The 15,165-nt window shown below is 63.5% G+C and carries 10 protein-coding genes; 5 read left to right on the forward strand and 5 right to left on the reverse strand.

The window, feature by feature from the left end; translation table 11 throughout:
• Positions 1-16 precede the first annotated feature (16 nt).
• The 5 genes from ACFVWT_RS09595 to ACFVWT_RS09615 form a co-directional block, all read right to left on the reverse strand.
• Entirely contained in the window at positions 17-1,456 is a 1,440-nt protein-coding gene (locus ACFVWT_RS09595; RefSeq protein WP_390247452.1) for a phytoene desaturase family protein, read from the reverse strand.
• Complete coding sequence (locus ACFVWT_RS09600) at positions 1,449-2,915, reverse strand: glycosyltransferase family 87 protein (protein ID WP_390247454.1); 1,467 nt, start codon at positions 2,913-2,915, stop codon at positions 1,449-1,451. Before ACFVWT_RS09600 ends, ACFVWT_RS09595 begins: the two co-directional genes overlap by 8 nt.
• A gap of 185 nt (positions 2,916-3,100) precedes the next feature.
• Positions 3,101-3,241: a hypothetical protein gene (locus tag ACFVWT_RS09605; RefSeq protein ID WP_390247456.1), complete on the reverse strand. Its 141-nt coding sequence runs from the start codon at positions 3,239-3,241 to the stop codon at positions 3,101-3,103.
• A gap of 681 nt (positions 3,242-3,922) precedes the next feature.
• Positions 3,923-4,507: a histidine phosphatase family protein gene (locus tag ACFVWT_RS09610; RefSeq protein ID WP_390247458.1), complete on the reverse strand. Its 585-nt coding sequence runs from the start codon at positions 4,505-4,507 to the stop codon at positions 3,923-3,925.
• Positions 4,508-5,998, reverse strand: coding sequence for a CCA tRNA nucleotidyltransferase (locus ACFVWT_RS09615; protein ID WP_390247460.1), 1,491 nt, complete (start codon positions 5,996-5,998; stop codon positions 4,508-4,510). It lies immediately after the preceding gene.
• A 160-nt stretch (positions 5,999-6,158) separates the two neighbouring features.
• Here ACFVWT_RS09615 and ACFVWT_RS09620 point away from each other — a divergent pair, with 160 nt between their 5' ends.
• The 5 genes from ACFVWT_RS09620 (at position 6,159) to trxA (ending at position 12,208) form a co-directional block, all read left to right on the forward strand.
• Positions 6,159-6,707, forward strand: a complete 549-nt coding sequence (locus ACFVWT_RS09620) for an NUDIX hydrolase (RefSeq protein ID WP_390247462.1) — start codon at positions 6,159-6,161, stop codon at positions 6,705-6,707.
• 69 nt (positions 6,708-6,776) lie between these two features.
• Positions 6,777-8,876 carry a murein biosynthesis integral membrane protein MurJ gene (gene murJ / locus ACFVWT_RS09625; protein ID WP_390247464.1) on the forward strand — a complete coding sequence of 700 codons (2,100 nt, stop codon included), beginning with the start codon at positions 6,777-6,779 and terminating at the stop codon, positions 8,874-8,876.
• 167 nt (positions 8,877-9,043) lie between these two features.
• Positions 9,044-10,681, forward strand: coding sequence for an ABC transporter substrate-binding protein (locus ACFVWT_RS09630; RefSeq protein ID WP_390247466.1), 1,638 nt, complete (start codon positions 9,044-9,046; stop codon positions 10,679-10,681).
• Between the two features lie 207 nt (positions 10,682-10,888).
• Complete coding sequence (trxB, locus tag ACFVWT_RS09635; protein WP_390247468.1) at positions 10,889-11,845, forward strand: thioredoxin-disulfide reductase; 957 nt, start codon at positions 10,889-10,891, stop codon at positions 11,843-11,845.
• Between the two features lie 36 nt (positions 11,846-11,881).
• On the forward strand, positions 11,882-12,208 hold the full coding sequence (trxA, locus tag ACFVWT_RS09640; protein WP_011693983.1) for a thioredoxin: 327 nt from the start codon (positions 11,882-11,884) through the stop codon (positions 12,206-12,208).
• The last annotated feature ends 2,957 nt before the right edge of the window (positions 12,209-15,165 follow it).

Raw genomic sequence — 15,165 nt, forward strand, 5'->3', positions numbered from 1 at the left:
CCGGGACCCGACGCCCCTAGAGACTGAGCGGAGGGACCGCCAGCCCGAATATGTCCTTAAGGGCATATCTTGCCGCATGGAAGCCGGGCATGCCGGTAACGCCGGGGCCGGGGGGTGTCGACGAGGAGCACAGGTACACGCCTGCCAGGGGCGTCCGCCAGGGCACGGGGCTGATCACAGGCCGCTGGATCAATCCGCGGAGGTCCATGAGCCCGGCCGCAAAGTCCCCGCCCACGTAGTTCTGGTTGTATTCCGCCAGCCCGGCCGCCGTCGTCACCCGCACTTGGACCACAAGGTCCCGGAAACCCGGCGCAAAACGTTCCAGCTGGGCTGTCACCGCGTCCGCCATGTCCACGGTTGACCCTGACGGAACGTGGCAGTACGTCCACAGGATGTGCCGCCCCTCCGGGGCGCGGGAATCGTCAAACCGTGTCGGTTGGGACACCAAAACGTAAGGCCGTTCCGGATGCTTCCCGGAAGCCACCTGGTTTTCGGCCTGGGCCATCTCTGCGCGTGTGCCGCCCACGTGGACGGTTCCTGCATCGGCCAATCCGGCAGCCGCCCACGGGACCGGTCCGGACAGGATGAAGTCCACCTTGCAGGCGGCATTTCCGAAGCGGAACGATTCCAGCGACCGGCGGTATCCGGACGGCAATTTGTCCCCGGCGAGCCTGGCCAGCGCGGGCGGGGCTATGTCCAGGAGCGTCGCCCGGGCCGGCGGCAGCTCCGCCAGGGATTCGATCCGCCGTCCGGTTTCCACTATCCCGCCATGGGCTTCGATGTCCGCCACCATGGCGCGGGCGATGGACGCGGACCCGCCCACGGGGATCGGCCAGCCCTGTGCATGTGCCAGGGTACCGAGCATCAGTCCGGCCCCTGCGGGTGCCAGCGACGGCAGCCGCCCCACGGAGTGGGCTGCGACACCGGTCAGCAGGGCGGGCACCAGCTCGTCGCTGAACCTGGCGTTCCAGGCCGCTGAGCCCTGCTCCAGTGTCCGCAGCCCGAAAAGCACTGCGGCAAGGGGGTCGCGCGGGATCCGCAGGAGCTGGTTGAGCGTGAAGTCGGCAATGCCGTCCGCCCGGCGCACGAGGGGTGCCATCAGCCGCTTGTAAGCGGGGCCGTCCGGTCCGAGCCCTGCGGCCGTGCGGTCCAGGGAACGGTAGGCCAGTGCAGCCCGGCCGCCGTCCAGGGGTGATCCGAAGGAAAGCTCCGGAGTGACGAGGTCAATCCGGCGGGACAGTTCGAAGGCCTTGAAGAACGGTGAGGCAAGGGCCATCGGCTGGACGGCCGAGCAAATGTCGTGCAAGTGGCCGGCCTGCATGAGTTCCGAGGTCCGCAGCCCGCCCCCGGGGGTTTCTGCGGCTTCGAACAAGTGCACCTTGAGGCCTGCCCTCGCCATGGTCACGGCAGCGGCAAGTCCGTTCGGACCGGAACCCACGACGGTGACGTCAGGCATTGCCTGGCCTCCGCCAAGGGAGTATCGACGTCGCGGGGTCTGCCGGATTAAGGCGCAGCCAGTCGCGCGCGCCGTCGAACGGGCCTCCCTGCGGATCGTCCAGCGAGTGGCGGCGGACCACGTCGCAGCCCGGGTCCCAAATGTCCCAGGCCACGCGGACCATCAGGTAGGCCGTGGCAATCATGTGCAGACCCACCGCGAGTACGTAATAGGGCATGTCGATATTGTGCTGCGTCGGGCCTCCGCTGGTCACCTGTCCCAGGTACATCCACACGGCCGCCCAGTGCAGCCCTTCTATGCCCTGCCAGATCAGGAAGTCCCGCCAGCGCGGACGGGCAAGGGCCAGCAGCGGGATAAGCCAGATGACGAACTGGGGTGAGTACACCTTGTTGGTTAGGATAAAAGCCGCAACGATCAGGAACGCCAGTGCGGCCAAGCGGGGCCTGCGGGGTGCCGTCAGTGCCAGGACGGCAATGAGAACGCAGCTGACGAGGAACAGGTTGAGGGCCAGGGTGTTGATGGCTTCAGGGCCCAGAGGCAGCCACTGCAGGCGCCCGGCCACGAGGTTGTACGCAAACCAGGGAGAGCTGTAACCGGCCGGGCGGTCTTCAGTGAATTGGTAGAAGTACTTCCAGCCGGAGGGGTTCATGGCAGCGATGGGGGCATTGACGACGAGCCATGCAGCGGCGGCGGCCGCTGCCGTAACCAGCAGCGGCCGGATTTTTCCTGTCCTCAGGGCAAGCAGGAGGATCGCACCAAAGACCAGCACAGGGTACAGCTTGGTGGCCGTTCCCAGGCCGATGAAGACGCCGGCCAGCACCAGCCGTTCGCGCGAAAAGAAATACATGCCGACGGCAAGCAGGCCCACCGCCCACATGTCCCAGTTGATCACTCCGGCAAGGATGATTCCGGGGGCCACTGCCACCATGGCGGCGTCCCAGGGCCGGACCCGGCTCATGCGCGCTGTGGCAAGGACCGTCACGATCCAGACGGCGGCGATGAGGGTTGCGTTGACGTCGAAGTATCCGAGGATGCGTGCGTCGGTGGCGCCCTGTCCCGGGACCAGCATGGCCGTCAGCCCCGCAATAATGCCCATCAGGACCGGATATTCGAAGGAACTGCCTTCACTAAAGAAGGGAAAGGCGCCCTGCCCGAGTCCGCGGTTGCGGAAGAGTTCCGGGAAGTCCGAGTAGCACGTCGAGTAGAACTGCCCCGGCGATTCCCAGCCGTTCGCCCGGCAGTAGTTCTTAACCATGATGCTTGCCAGGGCCGCAAACACGGTGAGAATGATGAGGACGCGTTCAACGGTGAAGAATCCCGGCGGGACGATCCCAGGCGCGGACCGTTTTCCCATCGGTCCGCCAACGAGCTCGGTGAAGTTCCTGAGCAGGAGATCGGTACGGCTGGGGATGACCAAACGCGTTGTCTTTCGGTGCGCCGGCGGCATTGTCTCCTGCATCCCCCGAGCTTACCGTCGCAGTTGCGCTCCCACAGTCCCGGAATGTCGGCCACTCCGGCAAACAAAAAGCCCACGCGTCGCCGCGTGGGCTTTTTGAGCAGGGACATGGATCGTTGCCATCGGGTCCTCCTCGATATTTCCTTTCCCGGCTGCAGCACGGGACGTCCAGGAACGAAGGCCCGAGGTCAGCGCATGCCGCCCATCTGGTGGAGTACGACGAACACGTCTTCCCGTCTCTGATCCAGGAGCCGGCCGTTGAAGGGTGCTTTGTCGTTCAGCACGGGCAGCCTGCCAAAGCGTAGGACGCTTCGGAGTCTTTTCAGCATGGTTACCTCCTTCCGGGATGTAGCTCGGCGTCGCCGGCCATGATCGGCCTGCGGGGTTGCACTGGCGGTGATGCTCACCTTGGATCCTTTGATGGTTGATGGCACCGATGGTTGCTGGCACCCGAAATTGGGCATGACAATTAAGGCCGATTAATTGATTGAATTAATGGCGGAATTCAGGACAGAGGAATGCCCGGTGGATATGCCTGGACATAAAGCCCAAAGCAATTGATGGATTTCGCCAGCCGAAGGATCGCCCCTGGATGCAGCTGCGCCGCAGTCCCCAACAAGAAGCCGGGTTCCGAACTATGGGGTGTTGCGCAACCGCATGGGCCCGCGTGGACGGCTGACTGCCGGGCAGCTTCCCTGCCCGGGAGGCCGCTCAACAGGATTCGGGCCGGGAGGCCGGAATCCGCAGGTCAGGAGGCAGCCAGTCCGAGAAGTGGGCGCGAGGCAGCAGCGGAGGCCGGGAAGGCGGTGATGGTCATCTTCCATCCGCTAGTCAAAGTAATCATTTTCCCAACCTCCTTTTCTGCTTTGCCGCGGCCCAGTTGACTAACTGAACGGCGGGCGCCGGCGACCCTGGCAAAACGCACTGGAGTCAGAAATAAAATTACACTATCCTCAGGGTCTTTGACTACTGAATTGAGAAGATTCCCCGAAGATATTTATAAATCGTCTTTATAGTCCCCAGCGGACAATGGCAGGGGTCTTCTTATCCCATCCAAGGGTGCAGACTTTCGCGGTCCCCAGGACGAAATGCCGGCCTTCGTGGGCGTCCAGCCCCAACCAGCGCGCAGTCAGGATCCTGGAGAAGTGTCCGTGGGCCACAATGAGCACGTTGTCCAGTCCGGATTCCAGAACGCGGGCCACAATCTTGTCCGCCCGGGCAGCCACTTCCTCCAGGGCTTCACCGTTAGGCACACCGTGGGTCCAGATCAGGTACTCCGGGTTGTCCTTCCGGATCAAGTCGGAACTGATTCCTTCGTAATCGCCGTAGTTCCATTCCACCGCAAGGGGTTCCTGTTCGGCGTCGGGAAATCCCGCCAGTTCCGCCGTGCGGCGTGCGCGCCGCAGCGGCGAGGTCAGCACCAGGTCGAAGTCCACGGCGTCAAGCACCTTGCGTGCCTCCACGGACTGCTGCTCGCCCTCCACTGTCAAAGGCAGGTCGGTGAGTCCGGTGTACTGGCCGCTCTTGGACCATTCGGTTTCGCCGTGGCGCAGGATCCACAGCTGGGGGCGGGCAGTGCTGTTGAGTGAAACCACTTATGACTCCTCGGTAGTGGAAAATTCGACGCCGGCGGCCGGCTGGTGTTCGGCGGCCTCGGGCTGGGCCGCCCACCACTCGCGCAACCTGGCCTCTGCCACTGCAGGATCGAGCGGGCCGTGCTCCATCCGCTGTTCAAGAAGGAACTTGTATGCCCTGCCCACCACAGGCCCGGGCTTCAGCCCCAGCAGTGCCATGATCCGGCCGCCGTCCAGGTCGGGCCGTACCGCTTCCAGCGATTCCTGCTCACGCAGCGCCGCGATGCGTGCCTCAAGGTCGTCATAGGCAAAGGAAAGCCGGTCCGCCTTGCGCTGGTTACGGGTGGTCACGTCTGACCGGGTCAGCCGATGCAGGCGCTCCAGGAGCGGCCCTGCGTCCGTAACGTACCGGCGGACCGCGGAGTCGCTCCAGCCGGCCTCGCCGTAACCGTAGAAGCGCATATGCAGCTCGACGAGCCGTGCCACGGCCTTGATGGTGTCGTTGTCGAAGCGGAGGGCCTTCATCCGTTTCTTGGTCAGTTTGGAGCCCACCATGTCATGGTGGCGGAAGCTGACCGCGCCGCCCGGTTCAAAACGGCGCGTAGCCGGCTTGCCGACGTCGTGCATCAGGGCCGCAAACCGCAGCACAAAATCGGGGCCGGGCACGGCGCCGTCGGAATCCGTCTCCAGGGAAGCGGCCTGCTCCAGCACCTGAAGTGAGTGCTGGTAGACGTCCTTGTGCCGGTGGTGTTCGTCCGCCTCCAGGCGCAGGGCGGAGACTTCAGGCAGGACGAATTCGGCGAGGCCGGTATCCACGAGGAGGTCGATACCCACGCGGGGGTGGGCTCCGCAGATGAGCTTTACCAGTTCCTCGCGGACACGCTCAGCGGAAATAATGCTGATCCGTTCCGCCATCTGCGACATTGCCTGCTTGACGTCCCCGCGGACCGCCACACCGAGCTGGGAGGCAAAGCGTGCCGCCCGCATCATGCGCAGGGGGTCATCGGAAAAGGACGTCTCCGGTGCGCCCGGGGTGGCGAGGACGGAGGCGTGAAGGTCGCGGACACCGCCGAAGGGGTCGATCAGTTCCATCGAGGGCAGCCGCAGCGCCATGGCATTGATGGTGAAGTCCCGCCGAAGCAGGTCATCGGTCAGCGAAGACCCGAAGGCGACCATGGGTTTCCGCGACTCGGGGTCGTACGCTTCGGCGCGGTAGGTGGTGATCTCGATCTGGAAGCCGGACTTCCGCATTCCGATGGTGCCGAATGCCCGTCCGATCTCCCAGAAGTTGTCCGCCCACTTACGGATCAGCGCCAATGTCTGGTCCGGCGTTGCGTCCGTGGTGAAGTCGAGGTCGGGGGAGGTCCTGCCCAGGAAGAGGTCACGCACAGGGCCGCCCACCAGCGACAATTCATGCCCGGCATCGACGAAGCGCTGCCCGAGCTCCAGGACCACCGGGTCCACCTGGAAATCGACGGTGTGCGGGTCGGACTTTTGATGTGCGTGCGCCATAGTTACTTAAGCTTGTCAGAAAACCACGCCAACAAGCACCAATCGGGGCCGCCTGACCGCGCCGTTACGCCGCTGCTTCCGGAATTCGCGTCACACGCAGTCCACTTTCTTGTCATGTTCCGGTCATCACCAACGGGCAAGAGTCGTTAGAGTGGACTTCATGGCCCATCCCGTACCGAGTGCTCCTGGCAGGAGGACAAACCCACCGTTGCCGTCGGCAATCGGTGCCCATGTCGCGCCCGCCCCGCACCCCGGGCCGGCCTCGCTGCCCACCGTCGAGGAAATCTCCGCCGGGGGCGTCGTCGTTGACACGTCCGACGGCGAGCTGAGGGTCGCGATTATCGCCCGCCTCAACCGCGGTGGACGCCTCGAATGGTGCCTGCCGAAGGGCCACCCGGAGGGCAAGGAAAAGAACGAGGAAGCGGCAGTCCGCGAGATCGCCGAGGAAACCGGCATCAGCGGAGACATCCTGGCCCCGCTGGGAAGCATCGATTACTGGTTCACCGTCAGCGGTCACCGCGTCCACAAGACTGTCCACCACTATCTGCTCCGGGCCACGGGCGGCGAGCTGACCATCGAAAACGATCCCGACCAGGAAGCTGTGGATGTCGCCTGGGTGCCCATCCAGGAACTCGCCCGCAAACTCTCCTTTCCGAATGAGCGCCGCATCGCCGACCTCGCCAGGGAAGTCCTGCCGGAACACCTCTGAGGTCCCGTGACTGATTCCATGAAGCGCCGCCCACGTGCCTAACTGCGCACCCTTGAGACGATGAAGGCCATGTCAGCAGCCAATCCAGCTTCCCCCGAGTCCGGCTCCTCCGATTCCCAGGCCGAATCCCGGACCGTCCAGCACGGAGAGGCCCGTTCCAGCGCCATTATGGCCGCCGGGACGCTGGTCTCCCGCTTCCTGGGCTTCGGCAAGACCTGGATGCTGGGATGGGCCCTGGGCCTGGGCTCCACGGTCAATGACACGTTCATCAACGCCAACAACCTGCCGAACCTGATCTTCCTGCTGGTGGCCGGGGGTGTGTTCAACGCCGTCCTGGTGCCCCAGATCATCAAGGCGAGCAAGGCGCCGGACAGGGGAGCGGATTACATCAGCCGCCTGCTCACCCTGGCTGTCGTGGTGCTTCTCAGCCTGACGTTGCTTGTCACCCTGCTGGCTCCCTGGGTCATTGAGCTGACCACGCAGGGGTATTCGCCAGAACAAAAATCTCTCGCGGTTTCCTTCGCATTCTGGTGCCTGCCCCAGATCTTCTTTTACGGCCTGTACGCCCTTCTGACGCAGGTATTGAATGCCAACGGGGCATTCGGTCCGGCAATGTGGGCGCCCATCCTGAACAACATCGTGGCCATTGCCGGCCTGGGCATGTTCATCTGGATCCTCGGGGCCAACGTCACCAACCCCCACACCCTGGACAACTGGGGACCCACCCAGACCTTCCTCATTGCCGGATTCTCCACCATCGGCGTGGTGGCCCAGACGGCCATCCTGCTGATCCCGGTGTTCCGCCTGCGGCTGCGGCTACGTCCCAGGTTTGGCTGGCGCGGGGTGGGACTCGGCCAGGCGGCACGGCTGAGCGTGTGGACGCTTCTGACCGCCGCCGTCGGACAGCTCGCCTTCCTTTACGTCATGCGCATAGCTACCATCCCCGGCGCCGAACGGCTCCGCCTCCAGCGCGCGGGAGACCTCACCGGCGCGGCCACCCTGCCCGGCAATGCCGTGCTGGAGGTGGCCAGCCAGCTGTACCTGCTGCCGCACTCCATCATCGCGCTGTCACTGGCCACGGTGCTGTTCAACCGCATGACCCGGGCATCCCAGGACGGCGACCGCGCCGGGCTCCGGGAGGCACTGTCCCACGGGCTCCGCACCATGGCGGTGGCCACGGTCTTCGGCGCGCTGGCGCTGTTTGCGCTGGCCGGTCCGCTGGGCATGTTCTTCTCCGGCGGCAAGGTGCAGGACGGCGTGATGCTCGCCCAGACCCTGACCATCCTGGCCCTGAGCACACCGTTCATGAGCGCCAACTTCATGATGTCCAGGGTTTTCTACGCCAATGAGGACGCCCGTACGCCGTTCTACATCCAACTGGTCCTGGCAATCGTCAATGTGGTGGCGGCCTTTGCCATCCAGTTCCTGCCCTATGACCGGATCATCTTCGCCATAGCCATCCTGTATACGGGCGGCAACATACTTTCCGTGGTTGTTAGCTCGTTCTTCCTCCGCCGCCTTCTGGGGCACCTGGACGGCCCCCGGATCGCCAATTCGTACATCCGGATGGGATATGCAGCGCTAGGTTCCGCGCTGGCCGGCTCAGGTGCGCTGTGGTTGATGGGGAGCTACAGTTCCGACGGCTTTGCCTGGAGCGGCAGGATCCAGGCCCTGGTGACCATCGTCGTCGTCGGGCCTGTAATGCTCGTGGCGTACCTCTTCCTGCTGAAACTCTTCCGCGTCACGGAGTTGCGCGACCTGCTGCAGCCGCTGCTCGGCCGCCTGGGCCGGGGGTCGACTCCTACTGCCGCGCCGGCGGAACCTGCCCCGGGTTCCCCGGCCGGCGCGCCCTCCGCCCGGCAACGCACGACGCCGGAGCGCGCCACTGTCTCGGTGGACACCGGCCTGATCCCGCGGATTTCCGGCGAATTCGACGCTGCGTCGTTCCGTGCGGGACCGCAGGTTGACGAACCGGAAGCACACCCCGACGTGCGGCAGAGCGGTTCCACGGGCGAATACCTACCGGCCGAGGAAGTGCCCAACACCGCGAGGGGCGGCATCCTGAGGGAGGAAATCCCGCTGCCCGGCCGCCGCACCTTCCAGGGCACGGCCGGCCGCAACCCGCACTTCAAGAGTCGGTCGGAAAATCGGCGAAAGAAGAAAAGGTGACACCGCCGCGGGTCCACCGAGCCTGTCTCACACGGCCGTAACGCACCATCGGCTAGGATCAGAAGCTAACTAGGGTAGTAGTTACAGACCAGAAATTAACCGGCTAACCGGCGTATCCGCTTTCGCATGATTGGGGCGCGGTTCCCCGGACAGTCTAGGAGGAACCCGTGTCCCACCCGATCGATGTTGGATCAGTGCTCGGCGGCCGCTACAAGGTCACCGCCACCGTATTGACCTCACACGACCATGATCTGGTGCTGGATGGCGTTGACCAGGTCCTCAACCGGCCGGTCAGCATCCTCGTTGCAGGTCCGGACAACGCGGAGCAGGTGGCCCAGAGCGCCCGCGAGGTTGCCACCGGCGAGCGGCCCGGAAATGTACAGATCCTGGACCTTGGCGTCAGCGATTCCACTACCTACCTGATCACCAACCACACGTCTGCTGCCGACCTCCTTGACCTGGTGGTTGCCTCCAACCCGCCCTACGTTGAGCCCTTCTTTACCGACACCCTTGGCAGCGAAATCTTCGGTCAGGCACGGTCCCACGAACCGGAAACGTATGACGGCCAGTACGACGAAGAAGAGGTCGAGGCCGGCTACATCAACTACGGCAACAACCAGCCGGCCGCCCAGGAACGCAAGCAGTCATCCCCGCCGGTGGTCCCCCCTGTAGTTCCACCACGGGCCGCGCCGGTGCGCCCGGCGTCGGCCCCGTCTGTTGGTTCCTCCGGCTCCGATGCCGGCGCTGCGCGTCCCGGCGGTGGGCTTGGCGGCGGTACGCGTCCCGGCGGTGGCCGCGGAACAGGTGCTGGGGTCGCGGGTGCTGCGGGTGCAGCAGGACTTGCGGCCGGAGCCGCAGCTGCGGCCAAGGAGTCCAAGGACCCTTCCACGGCACCCCAGGCCACCACACCTCAGCAGGCTGTTCCCGCCGGCGGGCGTAATACCGAAGCCATCAGTACGCAGGCTCCGGCTACAGATTCTCCCAAGGTGTCCCTCTGGGAGAACAGCGACTACGACTACCCGGAGGAGGAGGCGCCCTCCACCGGGCCAGCCAGGACCGCCCGTGAGCGAATGGCAGCCACCTTCCCGGCGTTCGCGGGCGGCGGCGGCCGCGACGAAACGGACGAATATTACGACGACGAAGAGCCTCCCGAGCGCGAGCCGCGGTCAATGCGCTGGCTGGTGGGCGGGCTACTGGCCGCCGTATTGGTCGTCGGACTGATCTTTGCCGTCTCCAACCTGGGAAGCCTGTTTAAGAGCGAACCGCAGGGCAATCCCGCGCCGGCAACCTCCAGCAGCGCCTCCCAGCCGCAGACTTCCGGGGCTCCGACAGCCAGCGGGTCCTCAGCGCCGGAGGCAGGTCCGCCGGCTGTCGAGGGTGTCTCCCGCCTGGGCAACTTCGATTTTGCGGCCACTTACGATGGAGATCTTTCAAAGACGTTCGACGGCAACGGGGCAAGCTACTGGTCTGACATGGAGTTTGCCACGGACAATTGGGGCGGCCTTGCTCCCGATGTTTCCCTCGTCGTGAAGCTCAAGAGTCCTTCGAAAGTCTCTTCCATCACTCTCAGCCAGCTAGGCGGAAGCGGCGGCAACATCAGCGTCCTGACGAATGACAGGCCGTCACTGGAAGGTGCCAAGCAGGTAGGAACCAACAGCTTCACCTCACCGGACCTGACCATGCCGCTGTCTGAGCCGGTCACGGCACAGTACGTGATCGTGTCCATCAAGAACCTCCCCAAGCTGGCAGCACCGAAGACCCGCTTCGGCTACGGTCTCCGCCTCGCCGAGATCAAGGTTCAGTAGCTCCCTCACGCGTGGCAGGAACGGGCCCAAAGCACTTTGGAGGCCCGGTAACACGGGTGTCTCCCGGCCCGGTCAGACGGTACCCTGAGTGGTGGCGTCTTGTTGGTCTGCCTCCATGCCCGGAATATTCAGGATCAACAACGGGTTGTGCCATGTGGCCGGCCAGCAACAGCAGGCGCATCGACAAAGGAAGAGGTTCACCGTTCAGTGAGCACCGCAGAAAACACCGCGTCCCAGGTACGTGATGTCATCATCGTCGGCTCCGGCCCTGCAGGCTACACAGCTGCAGTTTATACGGCGCGAGCCAACCTGAAGCCGCTGCTCCTTGCCGGTTCCGTCACGGCTGGCGGGGAACTGATGAACACCACCGACGTGGAAAACTACCCCGGCTTCCCTGAAGGCATCATGGGTCCTGACCTGATGGAGAACTTCGAGAAGCAGGCTGCGCGCTTTGGCACGGAGATCCAGTTCGAGGATGTCACTGCTTTGGATCTCGACGGCGACATCAAGACAGTCACCATTGCCACGGGGGAGACCTTCCAGGCGCGCGCCATTATCCTGTCCACCGGATCGGCGTACCGCGAGCTCGGCCTTCCGAATGAGAAGCGGCTGTCCGGCCACGGCGTTAGCTGGTGTGCAACCTGCGATGGTTTCTTTTTCAAGGACCAGGACATTGCCGTTATTGGCGGTGGAGACTCCGCCATGGAAGAGGCACTGTTCCTCACCAAGTTCGCCAAGTCCGTCACGGTAGTGCACCGCCGGGACTCCCTCAGGGCGTCCAAGATCATGGGCGACCGCGCACAGGCACACGAGAAGATCAAGTTCGTGTGGAACACGGGCGTCGAGGACGTCCTCGGCGGAGACAAGGTCACCGGCCTGAAGTTGAAGAACCTCGTGGACGGCACCGAGTCCGAACTGGCTGTGACCGGAGTCTTCGTGGCCATCGGAAACGATCCTCGCACCGAGCTCATCAAGGACACGCTGGAGCTCAGGCCGGAGGGAACCATCGCCGTTGACGGCCGCAGCTCCAGGACGAGCGTCAAGGGTGTGTTCGCCGCCGGCGACGTTGTGGACCCCACGTATCGCCAGGCCATCACTGCCTCCGGCTCGGGCTGCGTGGCAGCTATTGACGTCGAGCACTACCTCGCAGACTTCCACGCCTAACAGCGCACCATTGATCCGAAGGGAAACAAGAAGATAATGAGCAACGCAAAAGACGTAACCGACGCAAGTTTCAGCACCGATGTACTGTCGGCCGACAAGCCGGTCATCGTAGACTTCTGGGCTGAATGGTGCGGCCCCTGCCGCAAGCTGGGTCCCATCCTGGATGAGATCTCCGTCGAGTACAGCGAGAAGGTGAACGTCGTGAAGGTGAATGTTGACGACAACCCGGCGATCGCTGCCGAATACGGCATTACCTCCATTCCGGCCGTCTACCTGTTCCAGGGTGGCGAGGTGAAGAACACCGTGATCGGCGCCAAGCCGAAGCAGTTCTTCGAGAAGGAATTCGCGGACGTCCTGTCCTAGCAGAAGTGCCGTCTGCGGATTACCCGCGGCGGGCGCGAGCATAGCTATTAGCGGTGGCCGGTACTCAGTCAAGAGGACCGGCCACCGCTTCCGCATTTAATGGCTTGCGGCACGGGCTCGGAGCGTGCCGCCTCCCAGGCAAGGACTAGATCGAACTGGCCATGTTTTTTTATCAAACTGATTCGGGCTGATTAATTGACATGTTTGCGCTCCAAACTGTTCCCCAGTGGCGGCACTACTTCGCCCTGAGTAGGGGTAGGCTCTGGTTCGCCCTGCTAACCGCTGGCACAACTGGAGCGATGGCCAAGACCGGCCACCGACGGACCAGAGCCGGTAACCCCGAACCGGTCAGTGTCCGTAAAGGCGTCGCTGTTGGCCGGTCGCTCAGCTCGGCGAACGGACCGCCTCATCGTTCAGTAGGGCGGCCTGCCATGATCCCGCGTGGCGTAACGACTGGAGGATCCAAGTGGATCACCCAGCCCCGTGCGGTGCAGTTTCACGTGAAACACTAGGCGTCGGATTCCCGGCTTCTAGCCCATTCGGATTGTCGGAAGGGACCACGCCTGCCACGACCGGGAGTAATGACCCTACGCAACGCCTGCGAGGTCCCAGCACGGGAAGAACCTCATGAGCCGATGGCGCCTCACTCCTCAGATGCTTAGAGGAGGGACGGCGCGATCTCAGGCTTCCTCCTCGAGGCATTGTTTCACGTGAAACACTCCGGGGGACCGCGGGTGGCCGGCTGGTGCGTCACCCTGGACGCAGCCTGAGTCCTCCCGGCCCCAATGGCCAGCCTGAGCCCTCCCGGTACAATGAAAGATGCCATCTTGGCAGATCCAAAGGGCTGCGACCACCGCAACCTTCCCAATGCACGCAGTATCGGTATAGACGCCTTTAGTGTCTCCGCGGCAATATGGAAGATCCTGTTATCGGAAGGTACTGGGGATATTGTTCAGTCCGCACTCAAGCCAAAGCGGCCGGTTAGTTCCGGCAGGAACTTCCCAGTCGGGAGTCACTGAAACCAGGGCCCAAGTGGTCTGACCTGCGTTTTGCGCCGACCCTCGAACTCCGTTCCATCCCGTCTACCTCCGTGTACCTCCGGGGCGAGGATTCCCGGTCATGTGAGGGCGGACTGCGGATTCGCCCACATTCGCAGCTCAGCGACCGCCAAGAGTTGCATTCGACAAATTGTCTGCGGACCTGGTCGAATGTAACCTTTCCGGTCCCAGCGCGCACATGAGCGCGCAGGCTCCGCACATGTGAACCTCAGGCAAGTACGCGCCTGAGGTGCACACCGGCGATGGGAACCTTCTGAGAATGTCGCTCTTGTGCCGGCCACTGGAGTGCGGGGGGATGTGCGCTGGGCCGGCGTATCGGGAGCGGGAGATGCGGACAGCACCCCAATGCTCCCGTCCATAGGTCTCGGATGGAGAATGCGGCGGCTGATCAACAGTTTGGAACGTTAGGGCTACTACCAGCCCTATTATTGCGGACCGCTCCAAGAGGCCCGCTACGTTTCACGTGAAACATAGTGCCATCTCAGTCTCTCAATGACCCGATTCGGCCGTGCCGCGAAACAGGGCATGACAGCGCGGTCGCCGGCATGCAAGCAACACACGCTGAGGACCGCTATAGCCCGCACTCATCAGGGCTGCAACCCGTCGCTAGCCCAATTATCCCGAGTCCCGGCCCCTATAGAGCCTCCCTCCAGTCGACCAGCACAAACGACGCCGGCCTGCAATCGCAGCGGCAGGTCGTAGGGGCGGGTCGCTGCCGAAACCTGGCTGATTCGGCGGCAGGAACATCCTGCCCGCCGTCCGCCCTGGCGAACCTGGTTCTCTTCGCCTAAGCATTGTGAGGCTTGACGTTGTGTCGTGCATCGCGATCGCCAACCAGCCAGGCTTGGCGGGGGGATTCCCCACCAGACAGGTTGAAGGGAGGCAGCTCGGCGCAATCAGTGGTTCGATGAACCCTCACCTGCACCGCCACAACCCGTGGTCCTCCCGCGGACGCGGTCGGGTGCGCCGTCTTGTTTCACGTGAAACACTCGAGACGTCGTCATATTGCCCGGACCGAAAGGTCAGCAGGTCAACCCAGAACGAATGATCGGAAAGACTTCGACGTCCCTCAGCACGGCGTGGCGCGTGTTGTGCACCGCAGGAACCACAGAATAGTTGTCGCACGAGCCCTACCCGACTACCTGGTAGCGGACCCTTAGTTACTGCTGTTTCATCCTCCGAACGGGACAGTCGGGACAGGCAAACCAAGACCAGGCTAAGGAAACGAGGAGTCGGTACTACTGCTCCGTCGGAATGGCATCGCAGCCCCAAACGTAGGCGCTAAGGGAGTCACGATCCGCGGCAGTCCTACGCACCTCCATCGGCACAGTATCGACATCAGGTGCCGTCGCTCGTCCCAGCGCAGCGTTTCGACTGGGGTGCCCGGGGGACTGTTCCACAGTCCGCGTAGACGTCGGACGGCCATCTTGATGACACAAACATCGAAGTATCACTCTCACCGCCAGGTCGACGACGTCCACAAACGGCCGAGCAGACCAGATTAGCGGTCCCATCAGCACGGTAGCCGCGCCGCCGCATCGAGCCAGTGCATCGATCGCCTGCGGGCTACTGCCTCGATGGCCGCTGCATATAGCTGACCCTGCCAGCAGTCAGACACGGGAGAGAATCCGAACGAGCACAGCCTCAACTGGATCTTTAGTGTGCACTGTTCACGCAGCGACATCCTTTGTCTTGGTGGTCATGGCCCCTTAGTGCCCTGGGAGCGCGGTGCCAGTACAGCCGGCCTAGCATAGATAAGGCCCGCAGCTGCCGCACTACACATGCATCCCGTCTCAGACCCCAGAGACGAGTGCGGTGGCACATGCATATGTTGTCCGAATATACGACGCTGGTATTACCCCTCGTGGCCCAATGTTGCGTAACGCGTGAGGGCTCTCG

Source organism: Arthrobacter sp. NPDC058288, from assembly GCF_042880995.1.
Lineage (GTDB): Bacteria > Actinomycetota > Actinomycetes > Actinomycetales > Micrococcaceae > Arthrobacter.